Annotated in this window: 16 protein-coding genes; 13 read left to right on the top strand and 3 right to left on the bottom strand. The window is 57.3% G+C overall.

The annotated features are described in order from the left end of the window. The 4 genes from AC1DPX_RS22090 (at window position 1) to AC1DPX_RS22075 (ending at window position 4,390) form a co-directional block, all read left to right on the top strand. Window positions 1–1,020, top strand: a complete 1,020-nt coding sequence (locus tag AC1DPX_RS22090; protein WP_477239588.1) for an ABC transporter permease — start codon at window positions 1–3, stop codon at window positions 1,018–1,020. A 20-nt stretch (window positions 1,021–1,040) separates the two neighbouring features. Beyond that, a complete protein-coding gene (locus AC1DPX_RS22085; RefSeq protein WP_477239587.1) occupies window positions 1,041–2,525 on the top strand; it encodes an NAD-dependent succinate-semialdehyde dehydrogenase in 1,485 nt (494 codons plus the stop codon). A gap of 53 nt (window positions 2,526–2,578) precedes the next feature. Further along, window positions 2,579–2,980, top strand: a complete 402-nt coding sequence (locus tag AC1DPX_RS22080; protein ID WP_477239586.1) for a GFA family protein — start codon at window positions 2,579–2,581, stop codon at window positions 2,978–2,980. Window positions 2,981–3,082: 102 nt separating this feature from the next. Continuing rightward, complete coding sequence (locus AC1DPX_RS22075) at window positions 3,083–4,390, top strand: NAD(P)/FAD-dependent oxidoreductase (RefSeq protein ID WP_477239585.1); 1,308 nt, start codon at window positions 3,083–3,085, stop codon at window positions 4,388–4,390. A 202-nt stretch (window positions 4,391–4,592) separates the two neighbouring features. On the opposite strand, the gene AC1DPX_RS22070 is transcribed toward AC1DPX_RS22075, so the two are convergent. Then, a complete protein-coding gene (locus AC1DPX_RS22070) occupies window positions 4,593–5,465 on the bottom strand; it encodes an alpha/beta fold hydrolase (protein WP_477239584.1) in 873 nt (290 codons plus the stop codon). A gap of 122 nt (window positions 5,466–5,587) precedes the next feature. Here AC1DPX_RS22070 and AC1DPX_RS22065 point away from each other — a divergent pair, with 122 nt between their 5' ends. Next, window positions 5,588–6,058 carry a MarR family winged helix-turn-helix transcriptional regulator gene (locus AC1DPX_RS22065; protein ID WP_477239583.1) on the top strand — a complete coding sequence of 157 codons (471 nt, stop codon included), beginning with the start codon at window positions 5,588–5,590 and terminating at the stop codon, window positions 6,056–6,058. Window positions 6,059–6,104: 46 nt separating this feature from the next. Here AC1DPX_RS22065 and AC1DPX_RS22060 read toward each other — a convergent pair whose 3' ends face one another. Continuing rightward, a complete protein-coding gene (locus AC1DPX_RS22060; RefSeq protein WP_477239582.1) occupies window positions 6,105–6,305 on the bottom strand; it encodes a hypothetical protein in 201 nt (66 codons plus the stop codon). A gap of 547 nt (window positions 6,306–6,852) precedes the next feature. Here AC1DPX_RS22060 and AC1DPX_RS22055 point away from each other — a divergent pair. Then, the gene (locus AC1DPX_RS22055) at window positions 6,853–8,331 is read left to right on the top strand and encodes an APC family permease (protein WP_477239581.1); all 1,479 of its coding nucleotides are present in this window, start codon (window positions 6,853–6,855) and stop codon (window positions 8,329–8,331) included. Between the two features lie 487 nt (window positions 8,332–8,818). On the opposite strand, the gene AC1DPX_RS22050 is transcribed toward AC1DPX_RS22055, so the two are convergent. Beyond that, on the bottom strand, window positions 8,819–9,778 hold the full coding sequence (locus AC1DPX_RS22050) for a LysR family transcriptional regulator (protein ID WP_477239580.1): 960 nt from the start codon (window positions 9,776–9,778) through the stop codon (window positions 8,819–8,821). A gap of 571 nt (window positions 9,779–10,349) precedes the next feature. Here AC1DPX_RS22050 and AC1DPX_RS22045 point away from each other — a divergent pair. The 7 genes from AC1DPX_RS22045 (at window position 10,350) to AC1DPX_RS22015 (ending at window position 17,876) form a co-directional block, all read left to right on the top strand. Further along, entirely contained in the window at window positions 10,350–11,765 is a 1,416-nt protein-coding gene (locus AC1DPX_RS22045) for an APC family permease (protein WP_477239579.1), read from the top strand. Window positions 11,766–11,877: 112 nt separating this feature from the next. Next, entirely contained in the window at window positions 11,878–12,309 is a 432-nt protein-coding gene (locus AC1DPX_RS22040; protein WP_477239578.1) for a hypothetical protein, read from the top strand. A gap of 402 nt (window positions 12,310–12,711) precedes the next feature. Beyond that, window positions 12,712–13,560, top strand: coding sequence for a hypothetical protein (locus tag AC1DPX_RS22035; RefSeq protein WP_477239577.1), 849 nt, complete (start codon window positions 12,712–12,714; stop codon window positions 13,558–13,560). A gap of 55 nt (window positions 13,561–13,615) precedes the next feature. Then, window positions 13,616–14,758, top strand: coding sequence for a porin (locus AC1DPX_RS22030; RefSeq protein ID WP_477239576.1), 1,143 nt, complete (start codon window positions 13,616–13,618; stop codon window positions 14,756–14,758). 392 nt (window positions 14,759–15,150) lie between these two features. Continuing rightward, the gene (locus AC1DPX_RS22025; RefSeq protein WP_477239575.1) at window positions 15,151–16,263 is read left to right on the top strand and encodes an LLM class flavin-dependent oxidoreductase; all 1,113 of its coding nucleotides are present in this window, start codon (window positions 15,151–15,153) and stop codon (window positions 16,261–16,263) included. A 363-nt stretch (window positions 16,264–16,626) separates the two neighbouring features. Further along, window positions 16,627–17,256 (top strand): NADPH-dependent FMN reductase, encoded by a 630-nt coding sequence (locus AC1DPX_RS22020; protein ID WP_477239574.1) that lies wholly within the window; start codon window positions 16,627–16,629, stop codon window positions 17,254–17,256. 8 nt (window positions 17,257–17,264) lie between these two features. Then, window positions 17,265–17,876 (top strand): nitroreductase family protein, encoded by a 612-nt coding sequence (locus tag AC1DPX_RS22015; protein WP_477239573.1) that lies wholly within the window; start codon window positions 17,265–17,267, stop codon window positions 17,874–17,876. Window positions 17,877–17,900 lie beyond the last annotated feature (24 nt).

Here is a 17,900-nt window from a genome sequence, read left to right as displayed (position 1 = left end):
ATGACCGATACAATCAGCGTCAACGAACCTTCGGCCTTCGGTTTGCGTGCGGTCGTCAAGGCGAACCGGGCGATCGCCATCGGCGCGGCGCTTCTGCTTTGCCTGCTTGTCGTGGGTTCGGTGCTGGTTCCTGGATTTCTGTCGGTCCAGAACGCACGCTCGATCCTCCTGCTTGCGGCGTTCCTGGGGCTTGCATCGATGGGCCAAACCCTCGTCGCGCTGCTAGGCGGGCTGGATCTGTCCATCCCATTCTTGATCGGATCGGCCAATATCCTGCTTCCAAAGCTGATGAACAACGGCCTGCCTCCCGCGGCAGCGATCATCATCATCGTGGGGCTTGGCCTTGCAGTGGGGTGCATGAACGGGCTTTTCAGCCTGCGCTTGCAGGGGCAATCCCTGATCATGTCGCTTGGAGTTGGTTTTGCTGTCGTCGGCGCGACGGAAATCTACGTCTCCTATGGATCCGAATTCGGAGGGACCAGTTTCGTTGCGGTTCCCCCTTGGCTGACCAATCTCGCTGCCTTCAACGGCAAGACCTTCGGCATGCCGATACCGCCCGTCGTGATCATCTGGCTTGCCGCAAGCGCCTTCCTGATCTGGATGATGAAGAACACATGGTTCGGCCGCGGTGTCTATGCGCTTGGCGGCAGCCGCACGGCCGCAGCCCGGCTGCAGGTTTCGGAATGGCGCACCTGGATGTGGTTGCATGGCATTTCCGGCGCCATGTCCGCGACCACAGGCATTCTCCTGCTTGGGTTCTCGGGCGGCGGTTATGTCGGCGTCGGCGATCCCTATCTATTCAGCACCGTCGCCGCCGTGGTTATCGGAGGCACTTCGCTGCTTGGCGGTGCGGGCGGCTACGGCGCGACTGTGATTGGCGCGCTCGTCCTGACTGTCCTCACGTCGCTTCTGGTCGGTATGGGCCTTGGATTTGCCGCTCAGCAAGCGGTGATCGGACTGCTGATCGTCCCGATGGTCGCCGTCTATGCGCGCCTACCGCATATCCGCAATCAGATCTGACTTCTCCAGAGAGTGATCATATGGCTATCGCACGATCCCTGCTCGATCGACTTGCCGACAAGGCTCTTGTTCAGGAAGCTGCCGCCGTCGCCGGTTCATGGGTCGACGCCGCCGAGAGTGGCGGAACGTTGGATGTCTACAATCCGGCAACAGGCGAGCGGCTGGCTACGGTTCCAGATTGCGGAATCACCGAGATTCGGCGCGCCATCGAGGCGGCGCATGCCGCGCAGGTGGCATGGGCAGCGCGTGCAGCCAAGGAACGCGCTGCCGCGTTGCGTCGGCTCTACGATCTGATCATGATCAATCAGGCCGATCTTGCCACGATCCTGACGGCCGAGATGGGCAAGCCGCTGGCCGAAGCCAAAGGCGAAGTTGCCTATGGCGCCGGCTATGTCGAATGGTACGCCGAGGAAGCCAAGCGCGTTTACGGCGATATCATCCCTGGCCACCAGTCGGACAAGCGTATCGTCGTGCTGAAGCAACCGGTTGGTGTCGTCGCCGCAATCGCGCCCTGGAATTTTCCGAATGCGATGGTTGCACGAAAGGTGGCGCCGGCTCTTGCCGTGGGCTGCGCGGTGGTTTTCAAACCGGCCGCCGAAACCCCGCTCTCGGCCCTGGCGCTGGCCGTGCTCGCAGAACGGGCCGGCATTCCGCTGGCGCTGTTTAGCGTCCTGCCAACCACCGCTGCGGCCGCTTTCGGCCGCGAGGTCTGCGGCAACGATCTCGTGCGCAAGCTGACCTTTACCGGCTCCACGCAAGTCGGGCGCAAGCTGATCGCGCAGGCCGCCGACAAGGTGCTCAGGCTGTCGATGGAGCTTGGTGGCAACGCTCCCTTTATCGTCTTCGATGACGCCGACCTTGAAGCGGCCGTTGAAGGGGCGATGCTATCGAAATATCGCAATGCGGGTCAGACCTGTGTCTGCGCCAATCGTATCTATGTGCAAGCCGGCATCCATGATGCCTTTGTGCGACGTCTGACCGAGAGGGTTGCTTCCCTCGAGGTCGGTGATGGCTTCGCTCCCTCTGTCACGATTGGTCCTCTCATCAACGAAAAGGCCGTCGGCAAATGGCAAGAACATCTCGATGATGCCGTCGCCAAGGGGGCCAAGGTTGTCGTCGGTGGGCAGCGCCATGCGTTGGGCGGCACATTCGTCGAGCCCACGCTGCTAACCGGGGTGACTTCGAACATGCTGGTGGCCCGCGAGGAGACCTTCGCTCCGCTCGCGCCAATTTTCCGATTCGAGACGAATGAAGAAGTAATCAGGCTCGCCAACGACACAGAGTTCGGACTGGCCGCTTACTTCTTCGCCAAGGACATGCGCCAGATCTGGAAGGTCGCGGAAGCGCTTGAGTACGGCATGGTCGGTGTCAACACCGGGCTGATTTCGACAGAGGTCGCACCATTCGGGGGCGTCAAGCAATCGGGCTTTGGACGCGAAGGCTCGCGTTACGGTCTCGATGACTATCTGACGATGAAATATGTCTGCCTCGGCGGAATTGCCTGACGCATGACAAACTGGAAAGGCTCGGCGAAAGCCAAGACAAAGGAGATGACGATATGCTGAAGGGCGGATGCCATTGCGGACAGGTACAGTATGAGGTGGCGGCGATCGATGGCGGCTTGTGGCATTGCCATTGCCAGACCTGCCGCAAGACCCATGCCGCCCAGCGCAACACCGCCGCGCGCGTAAGTCGCGAGAATTTCAAGCTGACGGCGGGCGCCGACAAGTTGACCGCCTATCAATCCATTCCGGGCAAGTTCAGGCATTTCTGCTCAGGCTGCGGCGCGCATATTTATGCCGAATATCCCGACCGTCCCTTCGTCGTTCTGCGTGCCGCCACGCTAGACGATGATCCAGGCGTCCGCGTCACGATGAACGTATGGATGTCGCACGAACTGCCGTGGCTCACGGATGACCCGACTGTTCCGCAATATCAGGAAGGTCCACCGCCTGCTTGAAAGTGGGCCGCGGCAGGAACGCCTCAAGTCGAAATCGCGTCGCTTTTGTCGGTGCATGCAGTCCGCTGTCTTTCGGCACGGCGTAACGTTCAAGGGCGAGTGATGAAAACCCAAATCGTGGTCGTTGGTGGTGGGGCTGGTGGGCTCGAACTGGTTCGACGTCTGGGGGCAAAGCTCGGCCGCCAGGCATATGATGTCATACTCATCGAACAGAACCACACGCATATCTGGAAGCCGTTGCTCCATGAGGTTGCTGCCGGGGCTCTTGATGCGAACCTCGACGAAGTCGGCTATCGCAGCCACGGGCATCGTTGGGGCTACCGGTTCTTCTATGGTTCGCTGGAGTCTGTGGACCGGGCTGCACGCAAAGTCACGATCGCGCCTATTCTCGATGAGGACGGATCTGAGCTGATCGGGCGACACTTTGTTCGCTACGATTATCTGGTGATCGCCGTCGGATCTGTTTCGAACGATTTTGGCACTCCAGGCGTCAAGGAAAATTGTCTCTTCCTCGAAAATCGTGCCCAGGCGGATCGGTTCCGGCTGAAGTTGCTGAACCACTGCCTTCGCGTGTCGAGGACTATGTCGGTGACCCCCTCAACGGAAGCGTTCGTTGACGTCGCCATTGTGGGTGCAGGTGCGACGGGCGTGGAACTCGCGGCAGAACTCTACAATTCCGCATCGGCGCTCAAGCACTATGGGCTCGAGGTCTTTGACGAGACCCGCCTTAGGGTAACCTTGATCGAGGCAGGCCCGCGAATTCTGCCAGCCCTGCCTGAAACCTTGGCGAAAGCGGCTCACAAGGAACTTGAGGCCCTTGGGGTTCGAGTTCTGCCCAATACGGCCGTGAAAGAGGCGACCGCGACAGGCATGAGGACCGCGTCCGGGCAAGAGATTCATTCGAACATCAGCGTCTGGGCTGCTGGGGTACGAGGACCAGGAGTTCTACACAATATCGACGGGCTGGAGGTAACGCGCAGCACGCAGCTTGCGGTACTTCCCACGCTTCAGACGACACGCGACGAAAGGATTTTCGCGCTCGGAGATTGCTGCTTCTTCAAATCCCCCGGACAGGACCGGCCGGTGCCGCCGAGAGCCCAGGCCGCACATCAGATGGCATCGACCGTGTATCGCAACATCCTCCATCTGATTGCGAAGAAACCCCTGGAGCAGTTCGTTTACCGTGACAGGGGGTCTTTGGTGTCCCTGAGCCGCTTCTCGACGGTTGGCAGCTTGATGGGGAACTTGGTCGGGGGGCGCATGGCGGTTGAAGGGCGTTTGGCCAGAATGGTCTACATGTCGCTCTACCGGATGCACCTGCTGGCCATCCACGGCCGGCTGAAGGGATTCGCCCTCATTCTGGTTGGCCACGTCAACCAGGTCGTCCGACCAAGACTCAAGCTACATTGAGCGGCTGGCAATCAACTTCAAACCTCTACGAAAGTTGAGGTTGTTTCCCGCAGAGGCAGCGGCCTTGAGTGGCAAGGAAACAGAAGCCATCCGCCCGTCTCCCAAGACGCTCGTGCCTATCGGATACCGTCAAATCCGGGGTGGGAAGCGGACCGATAGCTTTTGCGTTATCTTCCCAGTGAACTGCCGCCTCCCGAGTTTATTAGCTAGTCTTGTCGATTTCCTCGATGAACGCCAGCATCGCCGACGCGAGGGTGGCTGGCGCCTCCATGGCGATATAGTGACCTGTATCCGCGATGGTCTGCGTCCTCAGCTTACCCGGCGCAGCGGGAGCAAACGACAGGGCAGTGAAATTCGAACCGTTCTGGTCGATTGCCAGCGCAGGCATTGCCAGCGGATTCGCGGCAACCAGAGCCTTGTACTCCTCGACCTCACGCAGATTGCTGTTGTAGATGGCCTGAGCGCCGTTCCAGCCGCCGGTTCGAGCATAGCCACGGACGAATTCGGCGATATCGACTGCACCGATGGCCGTGGAAATTGTCGTGGGCGGGGTGAAGATGAACTCGGTCAGCAGTTCCGTTTCACGCCCTTTGAAGAAGCGCTCGGCCGCACCCTTCTTCGCGAGCGTGCCAAAATACCAGGCGATTATCGGATTGGCCAATGTTTCCAAGCCAAAGCCGGGCAGGCCGGTTTCTACGGCAATGAAACTTAGCAAATCCTGCGGTTGCGTGGCTGCAAGCCGGAAGGCCAGCGGACCCGAGAAGTCCTGAGCCGCCAAATGGACCGGACCATGGCCGAGATGCGCGATCAGCGCATGCAGGTCTTCGGCCATGGTGGCGCTGCTGTCCCCGGGTTGGGCAATGTCGGATGCGCCGAAGCCACGGAGATCAACGGCAAAGACACGGTGGGATTTGGCCAGAGCCGGAATGACCTTATGGAAGGTCCACCAGGTTTCCGGCCAGCCATGGACCAACAGGATAGGTGAGCCAGCATTGCCGGCAGAGACGTAATGGAAGTTCGTGCCTTTGAGAGACACTTGATGGTGGGCGACCTCGGGGATAGTCAATTGCGTCATTTTCATATTCCTTTATGGTCAACTTGGTTGTCTTAATCCCAGATAGACACCTAGGTTGTCGATTGTCAATAAAAATCGACATGCTGGTTGTCTTTTTATCCCGATCGTGGCAGTGAAATTGCATGAGCAGGAAAGGCGCTGATCTCGCATTGCTTCTTCTGGGCGGCTTCCGTCAGTTGGCGGACAGCGCCGGGGCCGAATTGATACGTTGTGGATATCCAGAGCTTCGGCCGAGCCAGGAGTTTGCCATGCGGGCTATCGCCGGCGGAGCCAATAGCGCGTCCGATTTGGGACGCCGCTTGTCGATCTCCAAGCAGGCGGCCGCCAAGGTTATCGGTTTGCTGGAAGAGCGGGGTTATGTAGCGCGAATGGAAGATGCGACAGATTCCAGGCGAAAACTGCTGACTGTCACGCCCATGGGCCACGAGGTTATGCAGCAGGGGGAGGTAATCTTCGAGCAACTGCGCGCCGCCTGGGCCCGGAAAATCGGTGGGCCGGCGTTAGATCGTCTGCAGCAGGACCTTTTAGTCCTAGTAGGTGACGCACCCGTTGATCTAAATGCACCGGGTTTGACAGGGCTCGAAGAAGATTAGCTTCGAGCAGGTCAGCTTTTGGGAGGGCTTATCCGTCTCCGATGTCTCAATTCGGGTCGTGCAAGGTCGCTTCGACCCTCACGGCAAACCCCGGTTTACTCAAACCCTGCGGCCTGCCGACACTTGAACCGGGTGCCGGCGAATCCATGATCTGCTTCAGTTCGCACGTCACCACCAGATCAGGCCCGTCATTGATAGCACCTACGCGCTTGCCGACGTTCACGCGGCGCTGGATCGCCTCGAACATGGAGCCAATTCGGCAAGATCGCGATCCGTATCGATTGAGCGATGGAAGACGTCCAGCTGTCTTTAGGAGGTCAGAAGTTCTCTTGGGCTGCCTCGTGCGACGGCGACAAGATCGATTCACCTCGCGGTTCGCCATCGTGCTAGCAAATCCCGGACGTCGAAATGAGCCAAATTCGCAAACGGGACCGTAGCCCACTGATGGGTTTCGGGGATCGCTTTAGATCAAGGAATGTCGACGGCAATGTTGAAATCCTCTCATATTGCTCGCGTCCTGCTGCCACTAAGGTCGATCAACATGCCATCGTCTATGTGCTTTTGATGCAGCAGACTGCGCGCCCCAAGGCCATTGAGCGTGGCCGAGGAAGAGGGGCCGGGCTCTCAGGGTTGCTGAAGCCTCAAAAAACAAGTCCGCATTCTTGATGCGACGTGGCGTGTTGCGCCGAGGGGAAAAGCTCTAGTCGCACCGATAGCCGTTCAACCGGCGCGGTAGGGGCGAGATAGGTAGCCAGCAAACCAAATAGAAGATTAGTCGCCATTGGGAGGGATATATGTCTAGTGAGGTAGTCGGCGAAGATAACCTGACGCACCTGTCGGGAAGTGCCAAACATCAAGTTGAGCGGTTGCGTAAGAATACGCTTGGGACGAAGGATATATTCTTCTCGGTTATGGCGATGAATGCGCCGCTTTTCAGCATAGTCGTGGTGGCGCCGGCCATCTTCGTGTTCGGCAACGGCATCGGCGTTCCTGGAGCGTTTGTTCTGATCGGCCTGCTATATCTAGTCTATGCCTCCGGCTTTACGGCCATGAGCCGCTTCCTTGGCGGTGCCGGCGGGTCCTACACCTTCATAGCAGCCGGCTTGAACCGGACCTGGGCCGGTGCTGGGCTCATTCTGATGATCGCATCGTTCCTGATTGCGAACCTCTCATCCGTCGGCAACTTCGGCATCCTGTTCAACGACATGGTCGTCCAATACGGCGGGGCCAACGTACCGGCTTGGGTCTATTCGATCGCGTTCCTCCTCGGCCTCTATCTTTGCGGCGTGCGCAAAATCGAATTCGGGGCCAAACTCCTAGGGATCTGCTTGATGGCCGAAATCGCCATCCTATTGCTGATGGTCTTCGTGGTTGGCGGTCACTCCGTTGTCAGCGGCTCGCTGGGCGCGGCATCCTTTTCGCCAAGCCACGTTTTTGCGCCTGGGGTGGGTATTGCATTCGCATACATCGCTCTGTGCTACGTGGGCTTCGACATCACCGTGACATACCGTGAGGAAACGCGCGATCGCGAACGCTCAATTCCACGGGCAACATATCTGGCAGTCATCGTTATCACCCTCGTGTTCACGGCCTCGACCTGGGCGATCTCAAGCTACTACGGGGAAAAAGGCTTGGCCTCATTCCCGGTAGACAGGCTGCTGTTCATGATCCCCGATCTCTTCAACGCCAAGCTCGGACCGGTCGCCGGAATTGCGTTGAACCTTCTTTTGATGACAAGCTTGTTCGCAACATGCCTGTCCATCTTCAATGCACTCAATCGCTACATCTATGCGCTTGCACGCGACGGTTTGTTGTGGCGCGGCCTGACGAAGCTGCACCCCGCGCACAACTCTCCATACTACGCTGCAATGATGCAGACGTTGCTGGTCGGGTTGGGGATGGTGTTCATTTGGCTGTCGGGTGCGGATTTCTATCTCGTGACCGTGCAGTGGTTAGGTCCTTTTTACGGCTTGGGCGTTCTCCTTACGCAGGCTTTGGTGTCGCTCGCCGTCATTATGTATTTCTGGCGGGATGCACGAGGGGTTGGTGCCTGGTCGCGGCTAGTCGCTCCGAGTCTGGCCGGCCTCGGATTGATCGGCTGCATTGGCTTGCAAATCTGGCAGATGGACCAATTGACCGGCGTGAGTTGGGGTCTGTCCATGCTGTCCCCAGCAGCCGTCGCCGTGGTTGCCTTGAGCGGCATGCTCTTGGTGCACTGGGTCAAGCTCAACAGCCCGGAAAAGTACAATCGGCTCGGGCAGATGTTCGAATGACTTGAGCCACTTTCGTTCAAGTGCGGATGAATACGCACTTCGCCGACTGATTTGACACAAGGATTGAAGTTCGGCGGCGGGCCGAGCATCGGGCGCCGTTCCAGGCATTGCGAGGCATGATGTCAGGAACGGCTGCTGCTCAATCCGCCGAAGCGTTGCGGGCCTGTCAGGAAGCGTTGCGGGCCTGTCAGCAAGGGCCGCAAGAACTAGGACCTTAGGTTTCGGTTGTCGTGATTTGCGAGCCTGGGTGCGAGCTCTCGGGAGGTTGTCAATTCGGACCTGGCCCGAGACTGGAGTTACCACGATGCTCCAGCATCCATCGGAGTGTCCGAATGAGCATTCACAAGAATGCCCGTCTCATGCCACTGCGTCGAGAGTAAATGGTGCCATCGGGATAGAAGGCGCTTTTCGAAAGCCCACGCCGCGCTCGTCCATGAGGTGTCGGCCAAGATCGTGGCACGCACGCATTTGAGCCCCAAGCTTCGTCTTAAAAGGCAAGGGATTTGATGAATGCTGCCTGCGTCGGTGTTACAGTTTTGCCTTTCCGCGTGATAATCCCACAATGCGATTTTGAGAACAGGGCTGTTGGCTTCAGTTGCCTCATTTCTCCTCTGGATACCCAGTAATCTGCGTAATAATCCGGGAGGAAGCTAAGGTATTTTCCAGATAAAACAAGCATCGCTGCCGCCTCAAGGTGATTTGAAACGATATAGCTGCGATCTTCTGGCCTATTAATCGCACTATGAGAAACATAATCTGAATATATCAAATCTCCATCCAATATATCATTTATAGATAGCGCTCCTTCATCTGCGCTAAATAAGTTATGCTTATTGCCACAATATACATAGCTGTACTCGGTGAACTTCTCTTCATATTCTAAAGTGGGTAGTTTGCGAATTATCGGTGAAAGACCGATATCGACCTCTCCGTCAATCAATTTAATCTCCATTTCATTCGGAGAAAGGATGAGAAGATTCAATTTGACGTTGGGGGCCACTTGTAAGAAATTGGTTATGCTCTCAACCAGTTTTAAGCTGCTATTCCAGATGTTGTTGTCGGACAAGGCAACCGTCAACTGGCCTGTGAGGTCATCATTCAGCGTGTTGATTTCGCTCGTAAAATGATCGAGTGAGTCCATCAAAGAACATATCGCGGAGTATACCGCCGATCCGGCGTCGGTCAGAGCGAAACCGCCGCGACCGCGTTCACACAAGCGCATGCCAAGCCTTGTCTCGAGATCAGACAGATGAGTGCTTATCGTCGATCGGCTGATCCCAAGTTCCACCTCGGCGGCAGCCAGGCCTCTGGCATCGACGATCACCTTGAACAAGCGAAAAAGCCTGATGTCGGTGTCGGTAACGCGGCCGAGCCGCACTTTGCGATGCCCCATTGGAATCCTTGTCGAGTAGGCCGCTTCAGCGAAAATTTGCCGGCTGGGCGTCACGAAGTGGATGCTACCAGTTTTGCCAGGCGCACTGCAAACGGTTGCTAATGTTCGGGGTTTGYCAATCGTCACGTGGAGATCAATGGATCGACAGGCGACTGGTCGGTGGCCAACATCCCCTATGATCGCTTGTGCGGGGCGGTTAGCGAGGGGACGGATCCGCTATACATAGAGATCCGCTCGATTGGGAGGTCATATTGACAAGGGCGGAGCCGTCTGCAGTAGGCATGGAAGGGCTTTTTGCGCCGATACCTATCGCTTCCGCTTTGCGGTCCGGGTGGGCGAGGATCGAGCAGTCGGCGGGTTCGCTGGAATCTTTCGGTGAGTCCAAATTGACCCATTTCAAGCTCCAGCAACCAGGCCAGTGTGTCTCGCAAACCTGGGGTATGATCGACCCGTACGGCAGGCTGTCGTTGACGCCGTAGATTCAAGAACAAAGCGCTGTGCGGATGTCGTCCGGTGCTGGGTATCCCGTGCCATAGGCAAAGCTTAAGGCGACGCTGGTTGCCGGTGCAAATGCTGCCAGCCGCAACATTAACGAGCGCATTTCCGAGTCAAAAAGGACCCGCCCATGTCATCTCCAGATCAACATAAACTTGGTGCTGCGAGCCTCATCTTTTTCGTGATTGCCGCGGCAGCCCCCTTGGGCTTCACCGTGGGCACGATACCACTGGCGCTCGGCAGAGGCAGCACGGCTTATGCCTTGGCGATCATCGTGACGGCCGTCGTTCTCGCGATCTTCGCCGTGGGCTACGTGACAATGGCGCGCTATGCGAGCCAGCGAGGCGGGCTTTACGAGTTCGTGCGGGAGGGCCTGGGGCGCCCCGCCGGCACAGGCGCGGCATTCGTCGCTGTGCTTACCTATGCAGTCGCTGGCACGGGAGCCATCGGCGTCTTCGCCTTGCTGGCGCAATCGTTCGCTGCAGAGACACTGCACATCGACGCGCCATGGTGGGTATGGGCGTTCCTCGGCACCGCGACGATGGGCGTCATGGGCGTGCTCAACGCTGAATTCAACTCGCGGGTCTTGGGCGCTGTCATCATTCTGGAGGTTTCCGTTCTCGTCGTTGTGGCGGCGGCCGTCCTGCTCAAGGGAGGGGAGGCGGGACTCACATTTGTTCCTTTCGAACCCTCGACGCTATTCACCGGTTCCGTCGGGACGACATTCGCCCTCGCGGTCGTTGCCTTTGCCGGCTTCGAGGCGACTGTCATCTATTCGGCGGAGTCGGAAGACCGACATCGGACGGTTCTGCGTGCGACGGTCGGATCGCTTGCCCTGATGGCTGTCCTGTATGCAGTCATAAGCTGGGCGATCGTGGTCGGGCTCGGACCCTCGAAAACGGTCGAATTGGCGCAAAGCAATCCGCTAGGCCTCTTCTTCGCAGTCACCGAAACTTACGTCGGTGCTTGGCTCGTACACATAACGGAGTTCCTGGTGATCACGAGTTGGTTTGCCTCGGTGGTCGCATTCCACAATGCCACTGCTCGGTACCTTGCATCCATGGGTGCCGACGGGATTCTGCCCCGGTGGTTCGCCGGCAGGAGCGCTCGTACTGGTGGACCCGTGCGCAGCAGCCTGGTGCACACTGCGATCACGGCAGGTGCCGTTCTGCTGACCCTCGCATTGCACGCTGATCCCTATTTTGACTTATTCGTGCTGGGAAGCACGCCTGCGGTGATCGGTATACCTGCCCTGGAAATTGCAGCGAGTATCGCGATCGTCTTCTATTTCGCCCGCAATCGCCGCGGGCACAGCGTGTGGGTCGTTATGGTCGCGCCCGCTGTCGCGGCTGTTCTGCTCAGTGCATTGCTCTGGCAGATCATCGCTCAGTTGGAGCTCTTCACTGGTCGCGGACCGATGGTCAACGATACGCTTTGGGGAGTGATCGCAATGGTCTTCATCATCGGGTTTGTCCGAGGGCTTGTCTTAAAGGATGCCGGCGAGCCAGTGGATGTCACGCAGTCAACTGCGGCCGAGGTCCGGTAGCAACCCGCGGGCTTGTTTTGAATGGGCTTGCCAATGACGGTAGGCACTTTTTGAAGAGCCCGACGTCGGCATCTCACAAGTATTTTCCATGACAAACAGAGAGTGGCAGAACATGAGCAGCAACCAACTGTGGACGCAGGTGCGCAGCACCCGTTCGGTGACCATCGCCCGGCCATACGCGGTGGTGATGGAATACTTGAAAGACCCTGTCCGCTTCTCGCAATGGGCAGTTGAGTACATCACCAGCCCTGTAACCAAGATCGACGAAGACACCTATCGCATGCAGACAACGATGGGACCCCGGCGGTTTCGTGTCGTAGCAGACCTCGAGCGTGGCGCAATCGATCTCTATATAACCGAGCTGGACAAGCCCTTCAGCTATGCGCTTCCGATCCGGCTGCTCCGCAACCAGGATGGGGTCGACGTGCTCTTCACATTGGCGCGAGAAGACGTCTTGTCGGACGAGGAGTGGGTCTCGTCTTTGGGAATGCTGGAAAAGGAACTTGCGGCACTGAAGCACCTCCTTGAGAGCGACCGCCAATAGCCAACTGATCTTGGGGCCTCAGATCGTCTATGCGTGAGGCAAGGCCGCCCTCCATCGCGAGCTGCACAGTCGCCCGCCCCCGCGCGGCTGCTTTCCCCGACATGGCCGCTCCGGCAGCACCCGTTAGGTTGATGAATGCCAAAGGTAACATTGAAATATCTTCATATGTTTTTCCGCCGGCCCGGCTACCATCAGTCCAATGTAAAATTCACCTGCCGCAGAATAAAGAGTCGAACTCGTAAGATCGATCTCTTCAGCCTCTCGTAAATGACATGCGAAGAATTGCCGGTACAAAGTGTTGAAGGTAGGCCAACCGAGAGTAAATGGCCTGCTTGGATTGCCGTTGTGAGTGAGAGAGCGGGGCGCCTTTCGATCCCGTCGTGAGCTTTCTGTAAGGGCGCTATGAAATCAGAGACGACTGTTCCGGAGAATGCCATGGGTCTATGGCAGCGCGATTCTATAGTATTTGACGGAGGGCGCTGCGACGCAGAAACCCAAGTGTTTTGGGCCCAAACCTCCTCGATCTTTATCGATTTGAGAATTCCAGCTGACCGCCCAGGCTTCAAGTCCAATGATCTTACGCTGTTAACGGAAAATGAGCTGTGTGTTCTTGGGGAGCAGAAAGGGTTTGCGGGAAGACTCTACGGTGAAGGGCACCATTTCACATGGAAAAGGGAAATAGACTTCCGGCCGCCAAATCCTCGCTCGGACAATGGTATCATAAAAATTATTGGCGACAATCTCTATGAGGAGGGCGATCCTACAGCGATCCTTGGAGAGCAGTATAAAGAAATTTATACAAGGCGACAGACTGGCGATCATAGAAGAATTGCCTTGGAGTTAATGCAGCATTCTGGCGCGCCATTCTGTGGATCTGCTGCGAAGGAAGCATTTCTAGTTATCATTGATGATTCTTTCATGTTTGCGCGGTCGCGACCCAATACCCTACGCCAGGCAGAAACATTGAGCGAGTTGCTGGTTGAAGCGAGGCGAAATGGAACGCCTGTCGATCAACTCATCGACTGTCATATAGTTAAAGGGCAGATATCAAACGAGCTGGAATTTGAAATTCTACTATCAACTCATCCTTGGACTGAGGGAAAAAATCTATTTGAGATCGCTTCGGCAGAAATAGATGGTGAGAAGATAACTTTGGATCATGCCTCATGCTCCAGCGTGTGGAGAATACACGACTCAAATATTTCGCATCAAAAGTTGTCTGAAATATTCAAATCATCGCTTGATAAGTAAAAAATAGAGCAAGATGGCGAATACGCCAGAGAATTAACCAAACTGGGGAACAACAATGATAATCAGAGCTTTTCTTCTCGGGTCAGCTGCAGCTTTGCTCTCGCTTTCTGCCGCGCGTGCCGCGGACGCCGAACCTGAGCCAGCAGAATATGTCAAAGTCTGCGACGTATACGGCGCCGGCTATTTCTACATCCCGGGCACCGAGACCTGCCTGCGCATCGGCGGCTACCTTCGCTACGACGCTGGCGTCGGTGACGTTGGCTCACTCGATGGAGTGAAGACGAACGATCATCTCACTGGCGATCCGCAGCACACATACTGGAAGCGAGCCCTTTTCGGGCTGAGGACCTGGACCGGTCAGGAGACGGAATACGGCACGCTGAAGACTTATACTGAAACCCGCTTCTTCTTCGGCAATTTGCCCTTCGGCTCAGCAATTCCGAGCAACGGCGTCACGCAAAACTTCGCATGGATCCAACTCGGGGGGCTACGGATCGGCAAGGATGAATCCGCCTTCGATACGTTCATCGGCTATGCCGGCAACGTCGTCCAGGACACGCTGGTTCCCTATGGGGGCTTCGATACCAATGTCGTCCAGTACAACTTCGACGCCGGCAACGGCTTCTCGGCCGTCCTCTCGCTCGAAGAAGGCTCCGGTGATGCTGGCGCTGCGGTTACGGATGGTGGACGGTACCTCTACAATGCAACTTCTGGCAATGACACCATCGACAGCTACGTGCCGCATGTCGTCGGCGGGGTGAAGTACACCCAGAGTTGGGGTGATATCATTGCGGTCGGCGCCTATGACAGCACCTGGGAAGAGTGGGTCGGCAAGGTGCGCCTCGATGTGAACGCAACCAGCGAACTGTCGCTGTTCCTCATGGCCGGCTACGGAACGGACGACAACGTCGACCGCAATTTCTACAAGCAGTGGGGCGGTAACTGGGCGGTGTGGGGCGGCGGCACCTACAGGTTCAACGAGAAGACCTCGTTCAATCTGCAGGCATCTGCCGACGACGACAAGAACTATGCGGTCGTTGCAAACGTCGCCTACACCATCGTTCCCGGCTTCACTGCCATAGCTGAAGTTGACTATGCTCACGATGGCAGGTTTGGTGATGTCGACAATCGCAATTGGACAGGTGCAGACAAGGAAAACAGTGTCGGCGGCGTCCTGCGCCTCCAGCGCGACTTCTAGTCGATCGGGCCGCGATGAACCGGTGCGGTGCATCCTGACGATTGGCGGGCGCTGAAGCACGGCTGATGTCGCCCGCCGTGCTCGGTCCGAGGTCACCCGATCGGGCCTTTGGAACTGGAGGTTCCGAAGGTTTCGATCAGGCGATCGACAGTATTCGGCAGGTCTGCAGCCAACCACCGAAGCCGTGGAAGGCGGCCCCTATCCGCAGCGACCGGCCACGTGGAAAAGCCTGATCGACGATGGCTGCCAGGTGGCGGTACGACGAGGGAATGTTTCAACAATCCCCAAGTTGGCTTTGGCAATATCTGATTGATGCGGTTTTATTTGCGTCGCAGAATTCCGCAACCAGGGGAAATAGCGAGCCAAATATTCGCTAAGAATTCGGAGCATACATGTCACCTTCAGTAGCGAAAACGCGGCCAGTGGATATTGGCGTATTCGTCCCAAATCACAATGGCGGTTGGATTGCTTCGCAAAATTCCCCAGAAATACCTGGAACGTACAAATCCATTCTGGAGATAACCCTGCTCGCCGAGCAAATGGGATTCGACTTTGCCCTGACTCCATCCACATGGCGAGGTTATGATGGCGAAACCAGGTTCTCGCAGGTCTCGCTCGAGTCGGTGACTGCCATGGCCGGCCTTGCCCAGGCAACATCTCGGATCAGGATATGGGCGACCGTCCATATGATGATCTGGCCTCCCGCGATTGTGGCCAAAATGATTGCCACTCTAGATCAGATTGCGCCAAAGCGGGTCGGGCTGAACCTTGTGACCGGTTCCAATCCCAAGGCACTCAGCCATATGGGGTTGTGGCGTGATCTCGATCATTCGCAACGCTACGAACTCGGCGAAGAATGGATCCAACTCGTGCGCCGCCTATGGGCGGAAGACCGCGTAACGCACAAGGGTGCATATTACGAAACCGATGACTGCATGTCTTACCCAAAACCGATCATCCCGCCAACGGTGGTCTGTGCGGGGATGTCCGAGCGCGGCTTCCGCTTCACCGTGGAGAATTGCGATGCCGCATTCATGACGGCCGATGACAACGAGAAGTCGATTTCGCGGGCACGCCGGGCCAAGGAAATCGCACAAGAGCTGCGGAAACCTGACTTCAAAACATATGGCTTGGTTTCTCTGATTCCAGGGGCGACCGACCGTGAGGCGGAAGAGAAGGTCAGGTTCTACAATGAGGGTGGTGATCGCGTCGCATTGTTGCAACAGCGTGACGAATACGCCTCGGATGTCAGTGCAAAAGTAAACAGTGCCGCGCGGCTGTTTATTGATCAGGGCAACGAGCTTAGCGCAATATTCCCGGGTACGATGACTGGCTCTCCTGAAACGCTAGCGCGTCGTCTCAGCGCGACCATAAGCGAAGGTCAACTGGATGGAGTCATGATAATCGTTCCCGATTTCATCAATGATTTGAAGACCTTTGGCGAGCAGATCGTGCCGCTGATGCAAGAGTTTGGTTTGAAGTCCAATATTCGAGCTGTAGCATAGCGACGGATTGCGCGCCCGTGGTGTGCTAGGCTTCGAAGCCGACGAGACCGTGACGTCGGCCGAATAAATAGTAGCCGACCGCTTGATCCTGTCGGCAACATCTAACAGCCAACGTTGATCAAGCTTGCTGCGCCACGCTGGAAGCGAATGAGCGCGTGACGCAGACCAAACGCGCTTCGGCCAGCGGTCTGGCTGCTGTTGCCAAGACAAGGCGTTGCCTAGTTCTAGTTTTGCCAACAATCACTTGGAGATGATTGCATCGACAGTTCTTCGGCGCAGAGTCATCTTGCCGGCGTACTATTAAGGCATGCGAGCGGAGGAGCGATCTAGCAACGTCTCGCTGTTGTTCAGATGGAGGTTGATTTGGCGAATTCTCGGCTTTTGATTGTTGGCATAGGCGGCACCTTTGCACCTATGTCGTCCACTGAGCAGGCACTCCGCTCGGTCCTGGGAAAAATTGAAGACATGGGCGCCCGTACCGTGTGTTTCGGCTCAGCGGAGTTGACTGAGCTGCCGCACTATCAGTCGGGCCAATGCGGCGCAGGCGCCCGGAAGTTGCTCAGCGCGGTCCGCGAAGCTGATGGCATCGTTCTCGCATCGCCGGGATATCATGGGTCCGTGTCCGGACTGATGAAAAACGCCATCGATTACCTGGAGGAAACGTCCAAGGACGATCGCCCCTATTTCGATGGATTGCCTGTCGGCGCAATCGCCACTGCTCACGGTTGGCAGGCGGCCGTCAGCGCGCTCGCTTCGCTGCGGACGATGGTGCATGCGCTTCGCGGTTGGCCGACGCCGCTGGGAATGGCGATAAACAGTTCCGTGACGAAATTCGCGGCCGGCGCGACAAGCGACGCCGGCGTCGATGCCAGCCTATCGAGAATGGCCACGCAGGTGTTCGATTTTGCCCTGCATACCAGCAGCGGTTCGACGGCGGTCAGCAGTTCGACAGCAGTTATCCCACTGCGAAAAGCGCAGCAAGCGGCCGGCTAGTCTCGCCAATGTCAGGACGCCAGTCATCTCATCCCGTCCATTCGCTGTTGCTCGCTCGCTGGTCGCCAAGAGCCTTCGACCGTAGTGACCTGGCGGAACTCGATATGGAGACGCTCATCGAAGGCGCGCGCTGGGCGCCGTCGGCCTTCAATATGCAGCCCTGGCGGTTTCTCCCGGCCTATCGGAACAGAGCCGGGTGGGAAGACCTCCTCGGCTTGCTGCTTCCATTCAATCGCGCATGGGCCGGCGACTCGTCGGCATTGGTGGCGTTCATCTCCTTGCTGGACCTGGAAGACAATTCGGGCGGCCGCACGCGATGCGAAAGCCATAGTTTCGATACAGGTGCGGCGTGGGCCTGTTTCGCATTGCAGGCGACGGCCATGGGGCTGTCGTGCCACGCAATGACCGGCTTTGATGTCGCAAGGGCGCCCGCCGTTCTCGGGATCGCCAGCAACATGAAGGTTGAGGTCATTGTTGCGGTAGGCAGGCAAGGGGATCCAAGCCAACTGCCGGAGAAATTACAGGGCAAAGAGCGCCCCAGTGGCCGAAATCCTGCCCGGTCATTGATTCTGGACGGCGCCTTCGGAAGGTCGGGCGACGTCGACCGCGGTGGCCTTTGATCGTCGTGCGGATAGCTCTGCCAA

Source organism: Mesorhizobium sp. 01N446, from assembly GCF_056399285.1.
This window is presented reverse-complemented; position numbering and strand designations above follow the sequence as displayed.